Origin of the sequence: Rhodococcus opacus, from assembly GCF_012396235.1 — a bacterium.
Taxonomy (GTDB): domain Bacteria; phylum Actinomycetota; class Actinomycetes; order Mycobacteriales; family Mycobacteriaceae; genus Rhodococcus_F; species Rhodococcus_F opacus.
Genome location: NZ_JAAXPA010000042.1, coordinates 27221 through 50816, shown reverse-complemented (window position 1 = coordinate 50816; position 23596 = coordinate 27221). Strand labels below are relative to the sequence as shown.

Annotated in this window: 25 protein-coding genes and 1 pseudogene; 16 read left to right on the top strand and 10 right to left on the bottom strand. The window is 63.3% G+C overall.

Annotated elements, in window-relative coordinates:
- Positions 1 to 46 precede the first annotated feature (46 nt).
- On the bottom strand, positions 47 to 550 hold the full coding sequence (locus HGB39_RS35300; RefSeq protein ID WP_054247904.1) for a general stress protein: 504 nt from the start codon (positions 548 to 550) through the stop codon (positions 47 to 49).
- A gap of 793 nt (positions 551 to 1343) precedes the next feature.
- Here HGB39_RS35300 and HGB39_RS35295 point away from each other — a divergent pair.
- From HGB39_RS35295 to HGB39_RS35285, 3 genes are all read left to right on the top strand, one after another.
- The gene (locus HGB39_RS35295) at positions 1344 to 2360 is read left to right on the top strand and encodes a S1C family serine protease (protein WP_054247905.1); all 1017 of its coding nucleotides are present in this window, start codon (positions 1344 to 1346) and stop codon (positions 2358 to 2360) included.
- A 218-nt stretch (positions 2361 to 2578) separates the two neighbouring features.
- Positions 2579 to 3646, top strand: a complete 1068-nt coding sequence (locus tag HGB39_RS35290; RefSeq protein ID WP_005562379.1) for a hypothetical protein — start codon at positions 2579 to 2581, stop codon at positions 3644 to 3646.
- A 233-nt stretch (positions 3647 to 3879) separates the two neighbouring features.
- Positions 3880 to 4623 carry a carboxymuconolactone decarboxylase family protein gene (locus HGB39_RS35285; RefSeq protein ID WP_054247903.1) on the top strand — a complete coding sequence of 248 codons (744 nt, stop codon included), beginning with the start codon at positions 3880 to 3882 and terminating at the stop codon, positions 4621 to 4623.
- Positions 4624 to 4701: 78 nt separating this feature from the next.
- Here the strand turns inward: HGB39_RS35285 and HGB39_RS35280 are convergent, their stop codons facing one another.
- The 6 genes from HGB39_RS35280 to HGB39_RS35255 form a co-directional block, all read right to left on the bottom strand.
- Positions 4702 to 4923, bottom strand: a complete 222-nt coding sequence (locus HGB39_RS35280) for a hypothetical protein (RefSeq protein ID WP_005566448.1) — start codon at positions 4921 to 4923, stop codon at positions 4702 to 4704.
- A gap of 679 nt (positions 4924 to 5602) precedes the next feature.
- Positions 5603 to 6907 (bottom strand): MFS transporter, encoded by a 1305-nt coding sequence (locus HGB39_RS35275; RefSeq protein ID WP_231137766.1) that lies wholly within the window; start codon positions 6905 to 6907, stop codon positions 5603 to 5605.
- Between the two features lie 132 nt (positions 6908 to 7039).
- Entirely contained in the window at positions 7040 to 8050 is a 1011-nt protein-coding gene (locus HGB39_RS35270) for a 2Fe-2S iron-sulfur cluster-binding protein (protein ID WP_043789745.1), read from the bottom strand.
- Positions 8047 to 9063 (bottom strand): PdxA family dehydrogenase, encoded by a 1017-nt coding sequence (locus HGB39_RS35265; RefSeq protein WP_005566453.1) that lies wholly within the window; start codon positions 9061 to 9063, stop codon positions 8047 to 8049. The genes HGB39_RS35270 and HGB39_RS35265 overlap by 4 nt, the downstream gene beginning before the upstream one ends.
- Entirely contained in the window at positions 9060 to 9530 is a 471-nt protein-coding gene (locus tag HGB39_RS35260; RefSeq protein ID WP_005256013.1) for an aromatic-ring-hydroxylating dioxygenase subunit beta, read from the bottom strand. The genes HGB39_RS35265 and HGB39_RS35260 overlap by 4 nt, the downstream gene beginning before the upstream one ends.
- Positions 9527 to 10792, bottom strand: coding sequence for an aromatic ring-hydroxylating dioxygenase subunit alpha (locus tag HGB39_RS35255; RefSeq protein WP_005256012.1), 1266 nt, complete (start codon positions 10790 to 10792; stop codon positions 9527 to 9529). The genes HGB39_RS35260 and HGB39_RS35255 overlap by 4 nt, the downstream gene beginning before the upstream one ends.
- A gap of 92 nt (positions 10793 to 10884) precedes the next feature.
- Here HGB39_RS35255 and HGB39_RS35250 point away from each other — a divergent pair, with 92 nt between their 5' ends.
- Complete coding sequence (locus HGB39_RS35250) at positions 10885 to 11691, top strand: IclR family transcriptional regulator (RefSeq protein WP_241769537.1); 807 nt, start codon at positions 10885 to 10887, stop codon at positions 11689 to 11691.
- Positions 11692 to 11909: 218 nt separating this feature from the next.
- Here HGB39_RS35250 and HGB39_RS35245 read toward each other — a convergent pair whose 3' ends face one another.
- Complete coding sequence (locus HGB39_RS35245) at positions 11910 to 12092, bottom strand: hypothetical protein (protein WP_037203489.1); 183 nt, start codon at positions 12090 to 12092, stop codon at positions 11910 to 11912.
- A gap of 247 nt (positions 12093 to 12339) precedes the next feature.
- Between HGB39_RS35245 and HGB39_RS35240 the strand changes: the two genes are divergently transcribed.
- The 5 genes from HGB39_RS35240 (at position 12340) to HGB39_RS35220 (ending at position 16512) form a co-directional block, all read left to right on the top strand.
- On the top strand, positions 12340 to 13326 hold the full coding sequence (locus HGB39_RS35240; protein ID WP_120660235.1) for an ABC transporter substrate-binding protein: 987 nt from the start codon (positions 12340 to 12342) through the stop codon (positions 13324 to 13326).
- Between the two features lie 14 nt (positions 13327 to 13340).
- Complete coding sequence (locus HGB39_RS35235; RefSeq protein ID WP_005256009.1) at positions 13341 to 14153, top strand: ABC transporter ATP-binding protein; 813 nt, start codon at positions 13341 to 13343, stop codon at positions 14151 to 14153.
- A gap of 89 nt (positions 14154 to 14242) precedes the next feature.
- Positions 14243 to 14959, top strand: a complete 717-nt coding sequence (locus tag HGB39_RS35230; RefSeq protein WP_210753181.1) for an ABC transporter permease — start codon at positions 14243 to 14245, stop codon at positions 14957 to 14959.
- On the top strand, positions 14956 to 15771 hold the full coding sequence (locus tag HGB39_RS35225; protein ID WP_005566456.1) for an ABC transporter permease: 816 nt from the start codon (positions 14956 to 14958) through the stop codon (positions 15769 to 15771). The genes HGB39_RS35230 and HGB39_RS35225 overlap by 4 nt, the downstream gene beginning before the upstream one ends.
- 75 nt (positions 15772 to 15846) lie before the next feature.
- Positions 15847 to 16512 carry an N-carbamoylsarcosine amidohydrolase gene (locus HGB39_RS35220; protein ID WP_005566457.1) on the top strand — a complete coding sequence of 222 codons (666 nt, stop codon included), beginning with the start codon at positions 15847 to 15849 and terminating at the stop codon, positions 16510 to 16512.
- Positions 16513 to 16559: 47 nt separating this feature from the next.
- Here HGB39_RS35220 and ophR read toward each other — a convergent pair whose 3' ends face one another.
- Positions 16560 to 17366 (bottom strand): transcriptional regulator OphR, encoded by an 807-nt coding sequence (ophR, locus tag HGB39_RS35215; RefSeq protein WP_514120901.1) that lies wholly within the window; start codon positions 17364 to 17366, stop codon positions 16560 to 16562.
- A gap of 190 nt (positions 17367 to 17556) precedes the next feature.
- Between ophR and HGB39_RS35210 the strand changes: the two genes are divergently transcribed.
- From HGB39_RS35210 to phtC, 7 genes are all read left to right on the top strand, one after another.
- Positions 17557 to 19002, top strand: coding sequence for an aromatic ring-hydroxylating dioxygenase subunit alpha (locus tag HGB39_RS35210; RefSeq protein ID WP_005256004.1), 1446 nt, complete (start codon positions 17557 to 17559; stop codon positions 19000 to 19002).
- A 71-nt stretch (positions 19003 to 19073) separates the two neighbouring features.
- The gene (locus HGB39_RS35205) at positions 19074 to 19625 is read left to right on the top strand and encodes a 3-phenylpropionate/cinnamic acid dioxygenase subunit beta (RefSeq protein ID WP_005256003.1); all 552 of its coding nucleotides are present in this window, start codon (positions 19074 to 19076) and stop codon (positions 19623 to 19625) included.
- On the top strand, positions 19622 to 19933 hold the full coding sequence (locus HGB39_RS35200) for a hypothetical protein (RefSeq protein WP_005574176.1): 312 nt from the start codon (positions 19622 to 19624) through the stop codon (positions 19931 to 19933). The genes HGB39_RS35205 and HGB39_RS35200 overlap by 4 nt, the downstream gene beginning before the upstream one ends.
- Positions 19930 to 20736, top strand: coding sequence for a 3-(cis-5,6-dihydroxycyclohexa-1,3-dien-1-yl)propanoate dehydrogenase (hcaB, locus tag HGB39_RS35195; protein WP_005256001.1), 807 nt, complete (start codon positions 19930 to 19932; stop codon positions 20734 to 20736). The genes HGB39_RS35200 and hcaB overlap by 4 nt, the downstream gene beginning before the upstream one ends.
- Before the next feature lie 37 nt (positions 20737 to 20773).
- Positions 20774 to 20968 carry a ferredoxin gene (locus tag HGB39_RS35190; RefSeq protein ID WP_005256000.1) on the top strand — a complete coding sequence of 65 codons (195 nt, stop codon included), beginning with the start codon at positions 20774 to 20776 and terminating at the stop codon, positions 20966 to 20968.
- The gene (locus HGB39_RS35185) at positions 20968 to 22209 is read left to right on the top strand and encodes an NAD(P)/FAD-dependent oxidoreductase (protein WP_005255999.1); all 1242 of its coding nucleotides are present in this window, start codon (positions 20968 to 20970) and stop codon (positions 22207 to 22209) included. Before HGB39_RS35190 ends, HGB39_RS35185 begins: the two co-directional genes overlap by 1 nt.
- A complete protein-coding gene (gene phtC / locus HGB39_RS35180; protein WP_005574177.1) occupies positions 22206 to 22937 on the top strand; it encodes a 3,4-dihydroxyphthalate decarboxylase in 732 nt (243 codons plus the stop codon). Before HGB39_RS35185 ends, phtC begins: the two co-directional genes overlap by 4 nt.
- A 58-nt stretch (positions 22938 to 22995) precedes the next feature.
- Here the strand turns inward: phtC and HGB39_RS35175 are convergent.
- Positions 22996 to 23496 (bottom strand): annotated as a pseudogene (locus HGB39_RS35175) (Hsp70 family protein); the annotation flags it as partial.
- Between the last annotated feature and the right edge of the window lie 100 nt (positions 23497 to 23596).

Genomic DNA, 23596 nt, shown 5'->3' with positions numbered 1-23596 from the left:
CCGAGTTGGTGGTGCCCAGGTCTATCCCCACAGCGGTCGCCATGACTCATTCCTTTCGATCGGTCCGGCCGGTGAGCAGGCGGACGGCTTCGTCCGCGACCTCGACATCGGCGAGGACTTCGTAGTGACGTGGTTGTAATGACTGGATTGAGGTGAAGTCGCGCCGGCCGCCCTGCAGCGCATACATGAGCAGGCCGAGCAGAGCGCCGACAACGGCACCGAACACCAACCCGTAGAAGGCGAGCGCGAGGCCCGTGAGCAGCGGCTGGACCCAATCGAGTAACCCGAAGATCCAGCCGAACAGCGCACCCGTCAGCGCGCCCGCGGCGGCGCCGCGCAGAGCGGCCCAGCCGTAATTCAATCGGCCGAGGACCTGTTCGACCAGCTCGATATCGCGGCCGACGATGGCGAGTTTGTCTACCGTGAAATGTTGGTCGGAGAGGTAGTCGACGGCGCTCTCGGCGTCGGCATAGGTGTTGAATGTCGCAATCACCTGGCGTGCAGGTGGGTGTGGACTTACGGCGGAGGTTCCGCCACTGGACTCTGACATCACGCCCCCTAGGCGTCGATGACTTGGATTCGCCGAGCCCGCGCGTACCAGTTCGGCGTTCGGTCGATCGGTCAACCGTTTGAGCTCCCGGAAGCTCAACCGCCTGAGAGTTAGTTCCTCATCCGCCACTGGGCGTCATCAAGATTCGCCCTACGGGCGTCCACACAACGGGAAACAGTGGCGTCCACACCTCGCCCAGGGCATAGATGTCCGCCGGTACCCGCTCGAGGCGGCCGGTACGCGCACTCCGGGCATCAGCCACTACTCCGGGAATTCCATGAGTTGAACTCCCGATAGGAAATCTTCGCAGCCGAAGGAGGTGGGTGCCTAGGGCCCCGCAGGTCGAAAGCAGGAAGTCGATTCCACCCTGACAGTACAGTCGCGGGAGCGCTGGGAATAACAGCTACTTCATCCTCATGTAGAGGATCAGGCCGGCCCTCGGTGGTGGACCCTAATCCCCTGGTGCAGAATCGAACCAGTGACGAAATCTACTTTCCAGCTGTTGGATCAGCCCATCCGGTGGAGTCCACTAAACGCTGATTTCACTGTACGGCAACCGAATCGGGCGGAAACCGGGGAGCTGGTTTGAAAGTGAAAGTAGTACAACAGTATACGACTCGTCGCCGTAGCAGTTGAGACACGCGCACTGTGATCGTCGATGTAGATTTTCCATGGGTATGTGACGCGGGTCGGGAGTCGCCGACCACGGGAGCAAGCAGGAGTATGTTGATCGGGTGGGCCCACTCGCAGTAGGTGCATGCAGGAGACCGATGTCGTACGGGACCGGTCGCTGATGCGCGCGCCGTCGACCGTACGTTCCTCGATCTGGGTGCCGCTGGTCGCGATCGTGGTCCTCCTCCTCGCAGGATGCGGCGCCTCGGCTCCCACCACCTCGACGCCCTCAGCGGGGTCTGCCGTAGACCTGCCGGCACTGGTCCGGCAGGTGGAGGCCTCGGTCGTCACCGTGCTCACCGAGTCCGGCGTGGGCAGCGGCATCGTCTACAAGACCGACGGCACCATCGTCACCAACGCCCACGTGGTCGAGGGTGCCCGGCAGGTGAGTGTGGCCTTCGCCGACGGGCAACAGGTGTCCGCGAACGTGCGGGCCGTCGATCGCGTGACCGACGTCGCGGTCCTTCAAGCGGACCGCACGGATCTGACTGCGGCGACGTTCGAGACAGCGCTGCCAGAGGTTGGCGCGCTCGCCGTAGTCGTGGGTAGTCCGCTGGGGTTCGAGGCCACGGTCACCTCGGGCATCATCTCAGGATTGCACCGTCAGATCCCTGGGTCGGCCTCCACCGGGGCGCCGCTGGTCGACCTGATTCAGACCGACGCCGCGATCTCGCCGGGTAACTCCGGGGGTGCGCTGATCGACGGACAAGGGCGGGTCGTGGGGATGAGCCAGGCCTACATTCCCCCGTCGGCGGGTGCGGTGGCTCTGGGCTTCGCCATCCCCGCGGCGAATGTCGTCGACATCGCGGACCAGCTGCTGGCCTCGGGAACCGCCCAGCATGCGTACGTCGGCATTCAGCCCGGCACACTGACCCCGCAGATCGCCGAACAACTGGCGGTCGACCGCACCAGCGGTGTCGTCGTCCTCGAGGTCGTCCCGCTCGGTCCGGCAGCGACCGCGGGTATCCGGCCGGGCGATGTCATCACCGCGGTCAACGGCCACGACACCGAGTCGGCGGAGGACTTCATCGCGGCGATCCGTGCCGTCGACCCAGGCGATCGAGTCGAACTGACCGTGCTCCGCGGCGGCGAGACCCAGCAGATCTCGGTTACCGTGACAGACCGCCCCGCCGGCTGAACGACGATTCCAAGAGCGACCGAAACGCGCGTGGACGGAATCGGTGCTGCGGCCCGGCACGTTGCGTTGGCTAGCCGATTGTAGTCGTGTCGACGGTGCATCCTCGGCCGCTCATGGTGTCTACGGGACAGAGGCGGCGGAGATCCGCGGCGGCGCTGTAGTGGACTCGCACGCACTGGCTGGAGTTTGGGGGCAGACCGAGCGGGTACGCGAAGGCGGTGAACGAGCACCTGCAGGGAGTGCAATCCAGTGCGGCCGGTGAGCAGGTCTCGGTGCTGTTCATCGCGGATCCGGGCACGCCTGCGGCTCTCGCGGAACGTATCGCGGAGTACCTGCCGCAACGCCTGCAGAGCCGTGATCGCCCCGAGCGTCGGTGGACGACGTGCGTGCGCCGAAAACCGTACCTCCCCGACGAGCAAGCAGACTTCGCAGATGTCATCGACACAGTCGATCCGTCCTCCGAAGCGGAGGACATCGTCGTGTACCTCACCGATCTACCACGCCGCGAGGACACCCTGCCGGTGGTGGCCGACGTCAGCGCCGACTACCTCTTCGCGCTCATCTCCGTCCCCGGGGTGGGCGGCGTCTACATCGAGCGCCGCGTCCGCACCGTCACCGAACTCGCGATCGCCTGCGTCCTCGGTGAACCGGAACTCATGCCCCCCGGCGCGGCGCGACGGTTCCGGTCCGCGCAGATCAAGGACGGTATCCGGTACTTCGCGCCCTCGGGGCTGCGGCGGCTGCGGCTGCTGTCGGGAATGGTGCGGGCCAACCGGCCGTGGCGACTGGTCACCGGACTGTCGAAGGTCCTCGTCGGCGCGTTCGCCACGGGTGCGATCGCACTGGCCACCGACACGATCTGGTTGTTCGCCGACACGATGGGTCCATGGCGTATGAGTGCGGCGACGATCCTGTCGATCGTAGCGATGATTCTCTGGCTGATCCTCGATCACGAACTGTGGGAGCGGCCGAAGTCGCCGACGGAACGCGATCGATCGGTGCTGTACAACACCGCGACCGTGGCCACCCTGGTCATCGGCGTCGTCATCCTCCACGTGGCCCTGTTCTGCCTGCTCCTGTTCACCACGTGCCTCGCTCTTCCCCCGGAACTGCTGTCCCCCGTTCTCGGGCGCGCGGTGAACTTCTCCGACTACCTCACGCTCACCTGGCTGCTGGCGTCCATCGCAACCATCGGTGGGGCCCTCGGGTCGGGTCTCGAGGACGACGCCGCCGTCAAGGAGGCGGCGTACGGGGTCCGGCAGCGGCAACGCATCGAGGAGACGTGACAACCGTCGAACGAGGCGCGATGATCGCGGGCCTGCGAAGCGTACAACCCGGCGTCCAGTGAGCCTTGTGGTCAGCATCCGTCATGGGTGTGCAAGGCGGGAAGGCGTAGCGGGCTGCAGCAGACTGGCAGCCCCGCCGAAGGCCAGCCCCCAAACGGCACTGAGGTACACCGCGGCACGGGATTGCGCGAGAAGGCCGAGGACGATCGTAGCTGCTCTGAGCAGGCTTGCCGATGACAATTTCCAAGGAGAATTTGGCCCCCGTGCAGGCTCTATCCGGTCACCTCGATGATTGGAACGACACGCTCGACGCCGAGTACCACGATTCCCCAGAGTTCTTCGACAGATTTGGCGCTATGGTCGACGTCCCCCGATCCCGTGGGGCGCTCACCCCTATCGAACAAGCGCTGATTGGGGTCGCTGTCGTAGGCAACGCTGCCAGCACGAATTGGCCGCGACTGCGTGCATATGTGCGGGCGGCTCTCGACCTCGGCGCGAGTCGAGCCGAAGTCCGTGACGTATTGCAGCTGGTCAGCATCATGAGTATCCATGCGCTGTCGATCGGGGCGCCGGCCGTTGCAGAAGTTCTGTCCGAACGGGGGATTCGTCCTCCATTCGGGCTGAGCGACCGACAGCGGAACCTGCGTGCGGATTTCGAACAGAAGCGCGGGTACTGGCACAAGAGATGGGACGATGTCTTGGCGCTCGACCCGGACATGTTCGAGGCCTACATGAACTTCTCCACCGTCGGGGCCCAATTCGGTTCGCTGCCAGTGAAGTTGCGTGAATTGATCTACATTGCCAATTCTTGCGTGGTCACACACCTATACGTCCCAGGCGTGCAGATCCATACGCGGGCCGCGCTGGATGCAGGTGCCAGCGTGGAGGAGATCCTGTCGGCTATCGAGATAGCCACGTTCACCGGTGCGGATCCGTATTTCGAGACAATGACGCGCATACCCGAATTGTTCGAGTGACGGGGCGACCGCCCTTACAGTTTGATCACCGCACTCGCAGAGCAACGCGCTCAAGGATTTACACCACTCCCCGGGGCTCTATCTCTGAATCTCGTCGCCGACCAGGTTGTCGGCCAGTTCGGTGACCGCGGCGGTGGTGGCAGTCACGTCCCACACCCGGCTGACCCGCCGGCCTGCCCGGCCCGGCCGCGGCACTCGGGCACACACCGTGCCCGCCGCCTTGGCCACATCGATCGCAGCAACCCGATCGATCACCAACTCGTGATCGTCGTCGGGAATCTCTTCCGGTTCCGGCTTCACTTTGTTTGTCCTCCAGTCGCGTCGGCACTCTCCACGGGCGGGCCGCCTGGGGCCTCGGTCGAGGGAATCCGAAATTCTGACCGGCGTGCTCGAAGCAACAGTGCATGACCTTTCCAAGGTCGGGCCCCGGCCCCAGGCTTATTTACGGGCTTACACTCCCAAGAATACGTCGGCGTCGGCAGGCGACCCGACCCCATTTTCAGGCCTGCGAGGCGTCCCGGGAACGGAACTGGGTGCTCATTTGACTTGACGAATTGCGGGTTCCATGGAGTTCGTCCGCCGACTCCACGTTCTTAAAAGGTTGACGTCGTGCACTTTTCCGATGACCCACCAGAACTCGGGCCGTCGAGGGCCTGGAACAGCGCCGGGTGCCGTCCAGGCCGGGCGGCCGAACAGTTTGCAGATCTTCGCCCTTGGGGTGTGGCGGGGAACGCGAAATCCGAGGTTCGACGCCGAGGCCGGGCCTTGGTTTTCGGCCCAGAATGACCTCGGTATCCACGGTACCGCCGTCCCACGGTTCGGCGAGCTCGGTCTCGAACTGGACGGCCGCGAGATCACGAAGGGGGTGACATCGCCCAGGCGGGGTGGCAGCGCGTTGCCTGTGCACCGCGGTCGTGGTAGCCGACCCAGCTGGAGATCGCAGGCCTTGAGATCACCCGGCCGGTGTTGCCGATCCACACTACTTGCGGGCGAGCGAATGACTTTCTGCCGACTTGCGATCGGGGTGATTGTCGCTTCGGACCCAGCGGCCGAGGAGGAAGACCGCAGCTCCGGCGACGAGCATTGGGACTGACATTGCGTAGAAGACTGCACTGGCAGACCAGCCCATGCCGAGTGCCGCTCCGACAGCGATCGGCCCGACGATGCCGCCGAGGCGGCCAACACCCAACGCCCATCCAACCCCGGTGGACCGCATCGATGTCGGATAGAACACCGCGGACAGCGCGATGAGGCTCTTCTGCCCACCGCTGATGCAGACCCCCGCAAAAAAATTGGCCGTCAATAGGACCCACAACGGTGCCGTAAAGGCGACACCGGTCAGCGCAACGAATGCGAATCCGACGACATAAACGGTTCCGAGGGTGACGTACGCGCCGAGTCGGTCCATACAGGGCCCGGTGACAAATGCAGCGGCGATGCCGCCGACAGTCGTGAGGGTGGTGGCGGTGACCACCGTACCCATGTCGTAGTCCAGGCTCGTCATGATCGACGGTAGCCAGCTCTGCAGCGCGTAGAACTCGCCGAGGTTGATGACGAAGACCAGCCACAGCAGCAGGGTTCCCAAGACCCGGTCACGGGTGAACAGGCTCCTCAGTGCAGTGCGTTGTCCGTCGGTCCGCTTCTCGGCCTCGTAGGTGATGTCGGGGCCGACGGCGAGGGCGGGATCCATTTTGCGGAAGATCGCCTGGATTCTGTTGGGCTCCGCGCCTCTGTTGATCATTGAGGTGAGTGAGTCCGGCAGGTAGCGCAGCAACGCCGGGAGCAGGAGCAGCGGTGCTACTGCGCCGACGACGAGTACCGACCGCCAGCCGAGGATCGGGATCAGCCAACCGGAGACCAGCCCTGCCGCGACGAATCCGAGGGAGAAGCCGCAATAGATCACCAGGACGAAGGTTGCCCGAAGACGCTTGGGGCTGAATTCGCCCGTCAGTGCGATGGCACTCGGCGCGGCGGCACCGAGCCCCATTCCGGTGATGAAGCGCAACGCCATCAGTTCGGTGACGTTCTGTGACCAGGCCGCCGCCAACGTGCCGAGGGCGAAGATGACCGTGCTCGTGAGGATCATCCGGCGGTGGCCGAACCGCTCGGACAGCGGCGAGAGCGCCAGATAGCCGACCATGAGACCGGCGAGAGCGGCGGAGAAGATGGGCCCGAGCACCTGTTTCGACAGGCCCCACTCCTCGGCGATGTGGGGCGCCATGTAGCTGATGCTCTGAGTGTCGAAGCCGTCGATGAACATGACCACCCCACACAAAGCGATCACGATGTACTGGTATCGACTCACTGGCCGCGAATCGATGAAATCCGGCAGTTTCACGCGCGATGGTGCTAAGGACATGATTGCCTCACATTATCTGATGCCCGGTTTCCCGGATGATGTGGTCGTGGTAGCGGATCACGCGGTGACAACGGGCTCGCCCGACGGTACGAAGGCGTCGCAATAGAAATTGTCTGGCGCCAAACCGGCCTCGTGGACAAAATCCTCGCGTGCCGCCGAGGTCATTGCGGGGCTTCCGCATGCATAGACCTCGTGGTCGCTGAGGTTCGCGTAGTCCTCGAGCACCGCTCGATGAACGAGCCCGGTGCGTCCGGTCCAGTCCTCCGCGGGATGTGACAGGACGGGAGTGAATGAGACACGACCCGGATCCGAGGCCCACTTCTCGGGCAACTCGGGTAGGTAGATGTCGCCCTGTCCTCGTGCGCCCCAGTAGAGGTGCACGGACCGTTCTCCACCACGTTTGAGGTGGTCCTCGATGATCGATTTGACCGGGGCGAAGCCGGTGCCACTGGCGACGAAGATGACCGGCCTGTCCGAGTCGGGGTTCAGTGAGAACTCGCCGTAGGGCAGCTCGATCCTCAGTCTGGTTCCCTTTTCGAGCCCGCCGAGCACCTCATCGGAGAAGCGTCCACCCTGCACCCGACGAATGTGAAGCTGCACTCCGTCGTTCTCATGCGGCGGATTCGCCATCGAATAATTCCGGCTGTCACCGTCGTCGAGAAAGACTTTCAGGTACTGCCCGGCAGCGAACTTCGCACGCACCCCGGTGGGGAGACGCAGCTGCACCACCGTGACATCGGGCGACGGACGGGTGATCCGATGGACCTTTGCGGTCAGGGTCTTGCGTATCACCCTGTCCTGCTTGGTGATCCGCTTGGGCGTGATCGAGGTGTCGGTGCTCGGCCGGGCCTGGCAGAACAGCACTCCGCTCTGAGGGCCTTGCGACATCCCCCAGCCGCGCACATCGAGGCAGCCGGCATCGAGTGCGCCTTCGCAACTCGAGCACACGCCTTTGCGGCACGAGTACGGGATCGCGTATCCGGAACGTTCCGCCGCGTCGAGCACGCTCTCATCGGGCTCGCACGGAAAGCTAATGTCCGTTCCGGTGACAGTTACTGTGTAGGTCATGAGGTAGCTCCAAAGGTGCCGGGTGCCGACATGTGGGTTTCGGCGGCGCCGATGAGTCGCAGCGCCCCGACTACCGCATCCGGGTCGGCTGTGCCCTTGCCGGCAATGTCGAACCCCGCGCCGTGGCCGACACTGGAGAACCGCACTCCGGCGCCGATCGTCATCGCGGCTGCGCTGCGCCCAGCGAGGAGTTTGACGGGAATATGGCCCTGATCGTGGTACATGGCGACGAACGCGTCGAAGCCTGGGTCTGCCAGCATGAGGTCGGCCCCGACCGGTCCCGAGGCGTCAATCCCTGCGGCGCGCAGCCGCTCCACCGCTGGCGCTGTCACCCGCAGGTCCTCGTCACCGAACAAACCGCCCTCGCCGGCGTGTGGATTGATGCCGAAGACGCCGATGCGCGGGGACGGGATGCCCTGCGCCTGTAACGTCTCCACCGCGGCACGTGCCGCCCCGTGCACCAGCTCGGGCGTGAGGCGCCGAAGCGCATCCCGCAGCGATTCGTGCAACGTTGCGTGCACGATGCGCAAACCGGCACCGATCAACATCAAGAACACCTGATCGGGCCGCGCGCCGACGAGTTCGGCCAGCAAGCTCGGATATCCGTCGAAGGAGATGCCGGCGGCGTTGACCGCGGTTTCCGAGTGCGGGCATGCGACGATGCCGCAGGCTCCGCCGCCCTGCAGACATCGCACCGCCCGTTCCAGATACGCCACCGTCGCCTTCCCAGCCTCTGCTGTCACCCGGCCCGGTGCGAAAGCCCCAGCGGGCAGCGAGTGCACCGGAAGCAGGTCGACGACATCGGTCACGGGCGTGGCCAAGCCGTCGGCTGTCTCGCGGACCGTCATGCCTGCCCAGCGGGCGAGCGGCTCGACGACACATCGATCGCCCACCAGGACCGGATTGAATGCGGGATGCTCCTGCGCTGCCATGACGGCCTTCACCGCGAGCTCGGGGCCGATTCCATTCGGATCGCCGATCGTGAGCAAGACCCGCGGAGGGGACCCACTCATAGCGGGAGCGCCAACAGGGTATCGATGTTGGTGCTGTCGCACACCACGACTCGTTCGGCAATCTTCAACTGATCGTCCACGTCGACGTAGCGGTCGACATACCGCCCGCTGGCGAAGATGTCGGATTGGCCGTCACGCATCACCCGTACCACCAGGAAGCTGGTCTCGGCATGGATACCGTCACCGTTCTCTTCCAGGACTGAGGGCTGGCCCAGGATGTGACGGTAGGTGTGTTGCTCGTAGATGTTGGCTTCACGCAGCGCCGATACGCGGTCGACCAGCATCCGGCGAGTGTTGGCCCACACCAGTCCGGCGGGCAGGCCTTCGCTGTAGTTCTGTGCGGTGGTGATCCGGTACATGCAGTTTTCGACGAAGAAGTCCGGCCACTGCTCGAGCGGCCCCTCGTCGATGCAGCGGGAGTAGTCGGCCTGCACACGGCCGATTCGCTGGAAGTCGTTCACGCTCATGCCTCTTCCTGTCGGTTCATCGCGGCCCGGTATGCCTTCCAGAAGCCGCGGACCGATGCTTCGGTGACACGGCTTTCGCTGGATTCGGCGAGACAGCCTCCCATTTCGAGCACGGCGGACTGGCTTGCCGCACCTGTGATTCCGCGTTGCACGAAGCCTCCGACGCAGCCGTCCTCCATCGAGATGTAGCCTGCGGGGCCCACGAGGTTGGCCTGCTTGAGTCGTACTTCCCGCTGCTCGGGAGTGTCTTCTTCGAAGCCGAGGTACGTCCAGTTCAGCCGTGTTCGTTCGACCCCGGTCGGCAGGATCTGGCGCACAGCCACGGAGTTCTGGATCTGCTGCAGCACGAAGCCCGGGAAGACGGAGAGGATCTGCAGCGTCGTATCGTCACCGACCTCGCTGAACCCCTCGAGCAACGTTGGATCGGCCAGTTTGTAGGCGCTTTCGGACCGGATGTTCTGATCCGAGTACGCGACGTCCTTCTCGGCGTCTCGGTCGATCGCCGAGTAACTGACGTGGTGGCCGCCGCTCTCGTCGACGATGATCCCACCGCGCTGCGACAGTCGGTTGAGCTCGAAGGTCGTGAAGAACAGGTGCAGGATGCTGGCGTGGTAGGAGTCCTTGACGTTCTCTACGTACAGCTTCCAGTTATTGGGAAGGATCTGTGTGAAGCGTCCGATGATCTCGGGGGTGCGTCCACCGAGGACACGGGCGATCCGACTCGTGATCTCTTCGCCGAGATAGTCTTCGATGTCGGGCACGTCATCGGAAAAACTCCCGAAGACCAGACCGTAGAGGACGGCGATGCGCATCTTGCGCGGTCCGTGGTCCTCCATACAGAACGAATCAGGCATTCCCCCTTCGCCCTTGACCCCATCTTTGAACGCAACGCCGGTCAGATCGCCCTGCAGGTTGTAGCTCCACGCGTGGTAGACGCACGTAAAGTCCTTCGTGTTTCCGCGGTCGTCCAGCGCCAGCAGGGCGCCGCGATGGGCGCACCGGTTCTCGAAGCCGTAGAGCTCACCGTCGCGATCACGCGCCACGATCACCGGCGTCTCGCCGACGAAGGTGGAGCAGTAGTCTCCCGGGCCGGCTACCTCCGCCTCCAGGCACAGGTAGCTCCAATACGGGCCATGGAACAACTTGGTCTGCTCGGCTGCGTAGATGTCCTCGCCCTGGAACACCCGATACGGCACCCGGGTGAGGTCGTCAGTCCAATCCGCCGTGGTCTCGCGGACCGTGTGGACAACGCTGCTTTCCATAATTTCTCCTCAGTCTGGACAACCAGTCGGGACATCAGAGAACTCGCTCGCCGGGACTTGACAAGCCCCGTGGCTGTTCGTATAACGAACAGATGAGCAATTCTCGAACAATTAAGCCGGACGATAAGGGAAGTGTCAAGGGTGCTGCCCGCGCTCCCGAGGGAATGGCCGGACTGGCGAAGGGCCTGGCGGTCATCGAGGCCTTCGGCATCCGCCACCCGCAACTGACCGTCACCGACGCCGCTCAGCGGACGAACACCTCCCGCGCCGCGGCGCGCCGCTGCCTGCTCACTCTCGTCGAGCTCGGTTACCTGACCCACGACAACGGAAACTTCCGACCGACACCCAGGATGCTTCGGCTCGGCGGCGCCTATCTGGACACCGCGCCACTGCCGCAACTTGCCCAGCCGCAGTTGGCCGAGGCCCGCGATGCGCTGGGCGAGTCGGTGTCGCTCGCGGTTCTCGAAGACGGGTGGTCCCTGTTCGTCGCCCGCGCCGAGGCCGCACGGATCGTCGCGACCGGAGTCCGGGTCGGCGCCAAACTGCCCGCCCACAGCTCCGCGACCGGTCGAGTACTGCTGGCCGGACTCCCCGATACGCAACTCGACGACTACCTCCGAGAATGCCACCCGCAGCCCCGCACACCCAAGACGCTGACCGATGTCGATGCCATCAGCGAGCGAATCCTGACGGCGAGGGAGAGCGGCGTGGCCTGCACCGACGAAGAAATCGAACTCGGCATGCTGTCGATAGCCGTACCGGTCCGGACTGCCCGGGGCGAAACCGTGGCGGCAATGAGTGTCAGTACGTCCACAGCCAGAACCACCCTGCACGACATCCGTGAGGCAGCCGTGCCCGTACTGAACAAATACGCAGCAAGACTCGGCCGGCTTCTGTGAGATCCCACCCAGACTGCAACTCACACCCCCCGCGTTACGGAGAAGCGTGCGACGCTCCCAGCGTGTCTGTGTCGACGCATGCGGGGCTCCCCTGCGGGAGGTGACTTCCGGTTGTGCTGGAGTCATTGTCTGTCGTGGCCGATGAGGTCATGAGGGCGGCGAAACCGACGCGGGCAATAGCGACGCGGCCATGAGCGCGCACAGGAGGGCCGAGCCTTTCAGGACCTGTGCGGGTACGGAGGCGACACGACGGAGCCGAGTGCGATGATCGACGGTGATCGGAACCGGGAGACCGAGCAGCGCCAGGACCCCACGTGCTTCGGATGTTCGCGGGACTTGCCGATCAGGTACATCGAGTCGGCCGACGCCATCAGGAACACCAAGGTCAGCCTTTCCGCCACCAGACCTCGGGGATGGAGCCGTGACCCGTTGGGTCTGGCTGGGAACGGGGTTGTGTCGCAGGGGTGGACTTCCGCTCAATCATCGTGAAAGCGCGAGGTTCTGCGCACCCACGGTGCAGTGTGGCATTTGGGGACACCCGCAACACCGTCTCTCTGCAGACCAGAGTTAGCTTCTGTACAACAGTCACGTGATGTGCTTCACTTTCGGGGCCAGGTGTGACGGGACTACAGAAGGAATCGGGTCGATATGGGCAGTAGTTCGCTGAGTCGGCGGGATTTCATGAGAGTGACGGCGGCTCTGGGGGGTCTCCTTGCTGTGGGAGCCGGCGCAGGGTGTGCTACCCAGTCCCGAGGTAGGGACGGCGTCTACCGAGGTGACGTCGCCATCACGGGGTTGGCGAGCCTGATCCATTCGGCCCCGTTTCTGATCGCAGCGTCCGAGGGCTACTACGAAGAAGAGATGCTGGCGCTGGAGAACGTTCAGTTCCCGGGTGGGCTGGACACCGTGCGGGGAATCGGCTCCGGGATCGGATTCGGCACTTCGGCGACGATTCCGGTGTTCATCGCCGTGGAGCGCGGACTCGACGTCAAGGCGTTCGGGAACGTCTACACCGCGGCATCTGTGGACTTCATCGCCCCCGCTGACTCCCCGATCAACACGATCGAAGATGTTCGGGGCCGCACCATCGGTGTGAGCAGCCCGGGATCGAACTCGACCGACTTCGCCGAGAAGACGCTTCGGTTGGCGGGTTTGACACCCGGCGTCGACGTCGAGTTGCTCAGCGTCGGATCCGCGAGCGATTCGTGGACCGTCGCCTCCCAGGGCGTTGTCGATGTCGCGTGGACTGCGTCCCCGCTGTCCGAGCGCATCATCGCCGAAACCGGCGCGAAGGTGATCTGGCGATCCCGGGACTACGTCCAGGACTGGTCGGACACCTGCCTATGTGCCACCACCCCGTTCATCGAAAAGAATCGGGACGTCTTGGCGGGGTGGATGCGTGCCGTGGGTCGCGGTATCGAGATGATCGATACGGATCTCGAGCGGGCAGCCGAAATCTATGGCCGCGCAATCAAGTACAAGCCCGAGATCGCCCTGGCGGCGTTGGAGAATTCGCGAGGTTTCTTCAGTCTCGACTTCGCGCGCCCGCAACTCGAAGCGGTCGTGGCCTCGGGCGTCGAGGCCGGACGACTCGGCGGCAAGGTCGATATTGACGCAGTTGTAGTCGAACTATAAGGCGGGAAGAGAACATGACCACTACACAAGTCGAATCGAAGAACGTCTCTTTCGACGGTATCGGTATGACTTTCGATTCCGACACCGGGCGGACCGAGGCCGTGCGTAACGTCACGGCATCGATCGCGGAGGGCCAGTTCGTATCGGTCATCGGTCCGAGTGGATGCGGAAAGAGCACCTTGCTGGACATGGCCTGTGGCTTACTTGTTCCCTCGCATGGACGGGTGACCATCGATGGGGAGATTGTCACAGGGCCCCGTAAGGACACCGCCATGGTGTTTCAGGAAGACTCGACCCTGCACTGGCGAAGTGTTCTCGACAATGTGGCTTTCGGGTTGGAAATCAAGCACGTCGACAAGGACGAGCGCCTGGAAAAAGCGCGTGCGATGATCGAACTGGTCGGCTTGAAGGGTTTCGAGAAGCACCGGCCCGGGCAGCTTTCCGGAGGTATGCGTCAACGCGTGGCGATCGCCCGTGCACTCGCCACGGATCCTCGAATTCTGCTGATGGACGAACCGTTCGGCGCTCTGGATCAGCAGACGCGACAGTTCATCGGGCGCGAGCTCTTGAAGATCTGGGAGCAGACCCACAATCGGGTACTCTTCGTTACCCACGACATCCAAGAGGCGATCTATCTGTCGGATCAGATCTGGGTGATGTCGGCACGTCCATCGGTGGTCCGAGAGGTGATCGACGTCGGGCTACCCCGTCCACGCCCGAGCGGCACACACGCCATGGCCAGATTCAAGGAACTCGAGGATCACCTGTGGTCGATCATCAAGGAAGAGGCCGCTAAGACACTGGGGCACGGGACGGATGCCACATGACTGTGACCTCGCCGCAGGCGGCCCTCCACGAAACGCCAAGGTCTGGATTCCGACGAGCGAAACATCGGGCACGCGTCGTACGTTGGACGATGCTGGTTGCTCTTGTGTTGTTGCTCGAGGCGGCAACGCGAACCGGCTGGATCGACCGCAATCAGATGGTCGCGCCGTCCGAGATACTCGCCCACGTCGCGGCAATCATCCCGAGCACCCACTTCGTCACCGATCTGACGCGGACGAGCGTGACCATACTTGCGGCGTTCGCACTGGGCGTGCTCGGCGGGGTGCCCCTGGGGGTATTGCTCTGGAGGGTCCGGGTCATCGGTCGAGTCCTCGAACCATTCATCGTCACCGGGTACGCGATGCCGACATTGCTGTTCTACCCGATTCTGGTCGCGGTGCTCGGACTCAACGCGGGACCAATCATCGTCATCGCGAGCACGATGGCCCTCATTCCAATAGCGCTGACCACGATGGTGGCGCTCGGAGACGTCAAACCGGTACTGCACAAACTGGCGCGATCGGTCGATGCCTCGCGCCGGCAGCAATACTTCAAGGTGCTGTTCCCGGCCGCCACGCCGCTCATCTTTCCCGGGATCAAGCTCGGATTCATCTACGCAGTCATCGGCACCATCGCGATGGAGTTCATTCTGGCGTCGAAAGGCCTGGGGTTTCGTGCGGGCTTTATGTACCGCGAACTCTACGTCGCGGACATGTGGGCCTACATTGCCATTGTCGTGGTCTTCAGCATCGCAGTGAACAGTGCACTCGGCCTAGCTGAACGAGCCATTCGAAGGGACATGTTGTGAACGCCACCACGCTCAGCGCCGGAACCGAAGTCGAAGCAGGCAAACAGAATACGGAACAGCGGTTCCGCCTGCCACAGCGGTGGACCGACAACCTCCTGCGAATACTCATCGTCATCGGGTTGATCGGTGTCTGGGCGCTTATTGCAGCGACCAGCGAACTTGTGCCGTCCCCGGGCTCGTCGATGTCGGCGGTATGGGGACTGTTCGCAGACGGTTCCATCTACAGGAATCTCAACGCCACGATGAGTGCTGTCGGACTCGGATTCGTCGTCGCAACAGCGGTGGGCTTCCCGACCGGATACATCATCGGGCGAAGCAAGTTTCTCGGTGATGTGTTCGATCCGATCATCGCGGGTGCCTTCGCCATACCACGCGTAATCTTCTTTCCGATCCTGCTGCAGATCTTCGGCCTGGGACTCGGAGCACAGTCGGCAATGGCTGCATTGGCCGCGGTGTTCCCCATCATCGTCTCGACGGCGGCGGGAGTACGCGCCATCAACCCCATCCTGCTGAAACTCGGCCGGGCCACCGGTGCAAGTCCGCTTCAGACAATGAGCAAAATCGTGGTGCCCGCGATGGCGCCCTCTCTCATGGTCGGTATCCGAATCGGATTCAGCATTGCTTTCATCAATGTACTGATCGCCGAGTTCTTCGCGACCAGAGCAGGATTGGGGCAGATGGCGATGCTTGCGTACGGCAAGTTGGATCTACCGACGATGTACGGAGTGATCATGCTGCTGGTCTCGATGGCGCTGGTGGGCAACATCGCCCTGTGGGCCATCGAACGGAAGATCACCGACGCGGTCAACTGATCGCCGCACGCAACTATCCGAATCGGCAGTGGGCCTTTCCGTCCCATGCCCACACCCATTTTCCGGAGGACACTGATGAGCGCCCTGACTGCCGCAGCAGAGGAATACCAGCGGTTGCGCACCGAATTCCGGGAGAAAGGTCTGGGCGGCCGCATCGGCTTCGGCGTGCGGCCGGCAGTGGTGGTGGTCGACTTGATCACGGGCTTCACCGATCGCCGTTCGCCGCTCGCAGGTGACCTCGATACCCAAATCGACGCAACGAAGACTCTCCTCGCGCTCGCGCGAAAGGCGCAGGTGCCGATCATCTTCTCCACAGTGGCCTACGACGCGGAACTCCAAGAGGCCGGCGCCTGGATCGGCAAGATCCCCTCGAACAAGTATCTGGTCGAGGGCAGTCAATGGGTCGAGATCGACGAGCGGCTCGAACAACAGCCAGGTGAGACGACATTGGTGAAGAAGTACGCATCGTGCTTCTTCGGCACCGACCTGGCCGCTCGGTTGATCAGCCGCCGGATCGACACCGTGATCATCGTGGGCTGCACCACGAGCGGATGTGTTCGTGCCACCGCGGTAGACGCCTGCTCGTACGGGTTCCACACCATAGTGGTCGAGGACGCAGTGGGGGACCGGGCGGCACTACCGCACACTGCCAGCCTCTTCGATATCGACGCCAAATACGGTGACGTCGTCGGACTCGACGAGGCCAGCGCCTACCTCGAGAGCGTTCCGTCGTCGAGTTGACGGTCACAGTGCCCGCGAGAACGTACCTCGCCGGGTGGACCGGACACTCACCCGAGCGCTGCCGCTAGCTGATCAGCCGCGTCCGTCAGGGCGCGGCCGATGCTGCGTACCTGTGCCGGGCGCAGGCGGTGCTTGGGCGCTGAAACATTCATTGCCAGGCGCATGCCGGGGGCGTTCGTCGGGACCGAGACGGCCACGGAGGCAACACCTTCCTCGGATTCCTCCCGGTTGACCGCGTACCCGTTCCTTCTGACCTCTTCCAGTTGGGCTTCGAGCTCGGTCCGCGTGCTGATGGACTGTGGAGTCACCGGTTCCAGTTCCTCGGTCGGGTACAGCTGATGCAGTTCGTCGAGGGAAAGTTCCGCCAGCATGGCCTTCCCGGTGGACGTGCAGTGCGCCGGCATGATCTTGCCCAACCGGGACGCAACCCGGACTGCAGATGGGCTCTCCAGGGCGGCGATGAAGCGCACGGTTCGACCGTCGAGTGCCCCGATATGGACAGTTTCACGCAGTTCCTCGCTGAGGGTGCGCAGGATCGGTGCCGCCGTCTGAGGAATGTCGAGCCTGGCAAAAATCGCAAACGCGACCCCCGTCAGCGCTGGGCCCGGACGATAGGCCTTGCTGGCCGGATCCTGCCGAATGAAGCCCCGGTACTGGAGCATCGCCAGAAGTCGGTGAGCCGTCGACGACGCAACTCCGAGGTACTGGCTCGCCTCGGTCAGCCGAATTTCGGGCTGTTCACCGAGCAGCAACAGCAGACGAAGTGCGTTGTCGACGGATTCGATCGGGTACTGCGGTGGTATCGCCTCCGGCGCCTGTTGCCGTGGACCGTGGTTCTGCATAGCAGAGAGCATACGTCTCAGGTCGGGTTTGCGGTCGACCTGCCAGCAGGTGGAATGCGCGTACGCGCAGGGGGTTGACTCGTCGGGCTCAAGAGAGCAACATCTATCTAACAGAAGGCACTTCTGCATAGCAGAGAGACTGCCATCGTCGATCGAAGAGGAATGAACCTTGGAACCCCGGACGACCCACCACGTGCAAGCGATGGAAGACATTCGCCGCGGCATGATCCCGGCGCACATCTACAACGACAAAGAGATTTTCGAGCGTGAGAAGGCGACCGTCTTCAGTCGATCGTGGTTGTTCGTCGCGCACGAATCTGAGGTACCGCAGGCGGGGGACTACGTTGTCCGCCGGGTGCTCGAGGATTCATTCATCATCTCCCGCGACTCCAAGGGTGGGATTCGGGCGATGTTCAACATGTGTCTGCACCGCGGGATGCAGGTGTGTCGCGCGGAAATGGGAAACGCGTCGAACTTTCGCTGCCCCTATCACGGTTGGTCGTACCGAAACGACGGCCGCATCATCGGACTGCCGTTCCACGAGGAGGCGTACGGGGGCGAGGAGGGCTTCAAGAAGAAGGGCCAGACACTCCTCCCTGCACCCAATCTCGACAGCTACAACGGAATGATCTTCATCAATATGGATCCGAACGCCGAATCGCTGTCGGACTATCTGGGCGACTTCAAGTTCTACCTCGACTACTACACCAAGCAGAGCGAGTCGGGGCTCGAGGTACGAGGCCCGCAGCGTTGGAGGGTCAAAGCGAACTGGAAGATCGGAGCCGAGAATTTCGCGGGCGACATGTACCACACGCCGCAGACACACACCTCGGTCGTCGAGATCGGCCTGTTCCGCGAACCCAAAGCGGAGAAGCGCAAGGATGGAGCAACCTACTGGGCAGGACCAGGTGGGGGAACGACGTACAAGTTGCCCGACGGCACCTTCGACGAGCGCATGCAGTACGTGGGATACACCGCGGAGATGACCGACCGGGCCAAGGATGTGTGGTCGGACGAGCAGCAGCGAGTAATCGGCGCGGACGGCTTCATGATCTCGGCAGCATCGGTGTTTCCGAACCTGAGCTTCGTCCACAACTGGCCGAAGGTCGAGGACGGCGACGACGTCCTGCCGTTCATCTCCATTCGACTCTGGCAACCGATCAGTGAGAACGAGACCGAGGTGTTGTCCTTCTTCGCGGTCGACCGGAGCGCGCCGGAAGAATTCAAGAAGAAGTCGTACAAGGCATACCTGATGTGCTTCGGATCCACCGGCATGTTCGAACAGGACGATGTCGAGAACTGGGTATCGCTGACGAACACCTCCGCAGGATCGATGGCGCGGCGCCTGCTACTCAACAGTCGCATGGGTCTGCTCGAGGACGGGACACGCGTCTCCGAGGAGCTCACCGCCGACGAGTTCCACGGCCCCGGGACGGCGCAGGTCGGATACAACGAGGCCAATCAGCGCAAACTTCTCGAAATGTGGGCGGACTACCTCGAAAAGCCGGCACTGGAGGTGGGGCCGACATCGGTGGGAACCGACAATCCAGACGGTATCAGGCCGATGACTCCGACGAACGGCAGCTGCGACCACGCCGCCGGCACCCACAGCAAGGACGCGACTGTCAACGGGGCGGTGCTGGCATGACCACGTCTGTGCGAGCTACCAGTACCGGTTACAGCCGCGTAGGTGAAGGCTCGACCTATTCGGAGCAAGCCGTGCTGGGCGACCATGCATCGCGCGTCACGCGTACTGGAACTCCGCTGCGGTTCGACGATCGACGGCACCTGGACGCGCACCAATTCTTGATCGACGAGGCATATCTGCTCGACGCACAGGAATACGAAACCTGGCTTGACAACATCACCGACGATATCCACTACATCATGCCGGTTCGGGTAACCGCGGCGCTCAACTCGGGATTCGACACCTCGCCAGGAATGGCACATTTCGATGAGAACAAGTATTCGCTGAGCCGGCGGGTCGCGCGGTTCGTCACCGAGCACGCGTGGACCGAGGATCCCCCGTCACGACTGCGCCACTACATCACCAACATCCGGACCTTCCTCACCGACGCCGAGGACCACCTCGTCGTCGAAAGCGCCGAATTGCTGTTTCGCAGCAGAGGGGATGTCAATGAGTCGGCACTCGTCTCGTGTGGACGGGAGGATCTGCTGAGGCGCGTAGGTGACGAATGGAAGCTCGCACGACGCACCATCTTTGTCGACGAGTCCGTGATGCGGATGCAGAATCTCGCGGTGTTCCTATGAGCTTGCAGTGGGAAGGCGAGGAGCAGGACGCACGCGCCGCGCGCCGTGCCACAGACGAGTTCGCGCAGCTCTTGGCTGGTGCCGTCGGTGATCCGCTGACCATCGCCAACGAATTCGCCGAGGTCAGCGTGCACAAGGTGGCGACCCGCAACGGCGTACGGCTCCTGGTGCACGCCCCGAAGTCCGGGCAGTGGGTCTGTGTGGACCCGCTGGAACTCGAGGCGCTGACCTGGCAGAACCCGGCTACCTTCGCCGCGATGGTGGGAAACATGTTTGCTCCGTTGATCGCAGAGGGAGACAACGAATGACTGGCTGGCTCGACGGCAAGCGGGCACTTGTCGTTGGCGGGGGCTCGGGGATCGGGCGAGCAGTCGTCGATGCGTTCCTCGCCGAAGGCGCGTGCGTCGCGGTACTCGAGCGTGACCCGAACAAGTGTCGGGTGCTGCGCGAACACCTACCCCAGGTACCGGTCATCGAAGGTGACGCCACACGCGCGGCGGACAACGACGCTGCCGTCGCGGCTGCGGTCGCCGAGTTCGGAGGGCTCGACACACTGGTCAACTGTGTCGGGATCTTCGACTTCTACCAGGGCATAGAGGACATCCCCGCGGACACACTCGACGTGGCGTTCGACGAGATCTTCCGAACCAACGTGCTCAGCCACATGCACTCGGTCAAGGCCGCCGTACCGGAGCTGCGCAAGCACCGCGGATCGTCGATCGTGCTGGCGGAGTCTGCCTCGTCGTTCTATCCCGGACGAGGCGGAGTGCTCTACGTGTCTTCCAAATTTGCCGTACGCGGGCTGGTCACCACCCTGGCCTACGAGCTCGCCCCAAATATTCGCGTCAACGGAGTCGCCCCAGGCGGCACGTTGAACACCGACCTGCGCGGGTTGGCGAGCCTGGGACGCGACGCCGATCGACTCGACGACAATCCGAATCGTGCACGCGAGTTGGCGGCGCGGACACCGCTCAACGTGGCCCTCTCAGGTGAGGACCATGCGTGGAGCTTCGTCTTCTTCGCTTCCGACAGATCCCGAGGAATCACCGCAGGCGCGACGCATCCCGACGGCGGCTTCGGAATCGGAGCCCCCAAACCTTCGACCCGCTGATACGAGTTCGACCAGTTCGGAAAGAGAGGAAACCGCGATGGCTGTCGTCAAAGCGAATCTTGGTGCATGTCAGGGATATGCCAATTGCGTCGTCGCTGCCGACGACTACTTCGACATCGACGACGACGGTGTCGTCGAACTGTTGAGTGTGGAGGTCCCCGAATCGGAACGGGGACGCGTCGACAGTGCTGCCCGGTCCTGCCCGGTCTCCGCGCTCTGGATCGAAGACTGATGCCGGAATCGACCACGGTCATCGTCGGTGCATCGATCGGTGGTGTCCGAACTGCGCAGGCACTGCGGTCGGAAGGGTATCCGGGCGCCATCGTTCTCCTGGGTGCCGAAGGTGAACTGCCCTATGACAAGCCGCCGTTGTCGAAGTCGATCCTGGCAGGTGGCTCGACGATGGCCGAGATTACGTTGTTGACCACCGAACAGGCTCGGGAACTCGATCTCGAGCTTCGGTTGGGCCAACCAGCCGTAGGGCTGAGCACGGCAAACCGGTATGTCGAACTCGCAGACGGTACGAGGGTCGCGTTCGACAACCTGGTGCTCGCCACCGGCGCTCGCGCCCGGCCGTCACCGTGGGGAACGCCGAACGGCCTGCACGTGATACGAACAGCCGCGGACGCCCGCGCACTACGACGCCATTTCGGCACCACCGACCACCTCGTCATTATCGGCGGCGGCTTCATCGGCGCGGAGACCGCGGCAACCGCGGTCGAACTCGGGATGCGCGTGACGCTGGTGGATCCAGAACCCGTGCCCATGGCACGCGTGATGGGTGCGGAGATCGGCGAGCTGTTCATCGACCTCCATCGGCGTCGCGGCGTCGACACCAGATTCGGGGTCGGTGTCGAGTCCGTGCACGGTGAGCACGGGTCCTTCGCGATCGGCTTGTCCGACGGGTCGACGCTCGCCGCCGACACGGTGGTCGTCGGAATCGGGGCGATACCGAACGACGACTGGCTCGAGTCCTCCGGTCTGGAGGTGAGCAATGGTGTGGTGTGTGACGTGTACTGCCGTGCAATCGGTCACGACAACATCTACGCAGTCGGCGACGTGTGCCGGTTCGACAACACCCGACGCGGCGGTTCGACCCGGTTCGAGCACTGGACGAACGCGGTGGAGCAAGCTGTCGTGGTCGCCCGGAATATCGCTCGCCCGGACGAGAAGATGCGCCACGAACCGGTCGAATACGTCTGGAGTGATCAGTACGACTGGAAGATACAGACGGTCGGACTGGCGGGCTCGTCGACGCACACTGTCATCGGCGAGGTGACGAACAAGGCTAAGTTCGCGGTCTGCTACCCCGACGAGAAAGGCAGACTGACCGGGGTCGTCGTCGTCAATTGGCCGAAAGCGCTTGTCACCGCCCGCAAAGCGATCGCACTCGGGGTCGAATATGTCGAGTTTGCGGAACGTCTCGAGGCAATGACGGTGTCAGCCCGCACCACGGTCAAGGAAACCACATGAACGAGAAGGATATCGAGGGTGCACGGGTCGTCGTAGCCGAGGCGTGCAGGGTTGCCGCTGCCCGGGGTTTGATGGAGGGCATCCTGGGCCACATCAGCTTCAGAGTCTCCCATGACCTTCTGCTCATCAGGTGTCGCAGTGCAGACGACACCGGCGTGGCCTATACACGCCCGTCCGACATTCGACTCGTACGATTCGACGGAACAGCCGGCGCTCCAGGTGAACTCGACAACGGCTATCAGGTACCTAAGGAGTTGCCCGTTCACGTCGAGTCGATGCGGGCCTCGCCCGACATCCGAGCTGTAGCGCACCTGCACCCCCCGTCGATTGTTGCAGCCGACCTAGCGGGTATCTCGCTGCGGCCCATCTACGGGGCCTACGACATCCCCGGTGCAGTTCTTGCGCGGGGTGGGGTGCCGGTGTACCGCCGCGCGGTGTTGATTCATCGCACCCAACTCGGCAAGGAAATGGTGACGGCGATGGGCGATCGGCCCGTCGTCATCTGCCGCGGACATGGCATCACCTCCGTCGCGTCGTCGGTGCAACAGTCGGTTCTGCAGGCCGCCAGCCTGGAAGAGCTGGCGCGCATGTCCTTGGCTGTCGTGAGCGCGGGTGGCACGCTCGTCGACATCGACGACGCCGATTGGGAGGATCTTCCCGACCTGGGCGCCAACTTCAACACCGGCGCAGTCTGGCGACACGAGGTTGCACGCGCAGCGACGGTATAGGCCAATCGTGGGTACCGACGGTAATTGTCAACCTACTTGAGACACGTGCGTGTTGATTCCTTACGAGTGCGGCGTCTAAGCACGGGGGCGTCGAACCACCGACCAGGATCACCTCGTCGATGTCGTTGGCGGTGACTTTGGCGTCACTCATCGCCTACTTCACGGGGTCGAGGCAGCGTTCCACCAGATCCGCCGTCAGATCCTCGAACTTCGATCGCATGATCGTGGTGGTGAGGTGCTTGGGACCGTTCGCGTCTGCGGTGACGAAGGGCAAGTTGACCTGAGCCTGGGTGACCGAGGACAACTCGACCTTGGCTTTTTCCGCGGCCTCGAAGAGGCGCTGCAATGCCTGCGCATCCTTGCGCAGATCGATATTCTCCGCACACTGGAATTCGTCGGCGAGGTAGTCCACCAGGCGTCGGTCGAAGTCGTCGCCGCTGAGGTGGGAGTCGCCGGCCGTGGAACGAATCTCGACCACTCCCTCGCCGACGTCGAGCAGGCTCACATCGAAGGTGCCGCCGCCGAGGTCGAAGACCAGTACGGGTTCGTGGGTCTGCTGACACTGCGGGCCCCACGCCCCCGAGGCCGGTTATCACGCTCGCGACACCCAGCCTCGGGGGTGACCACAGTTACTCGCCCCGACCCACGGAGAAGTCACC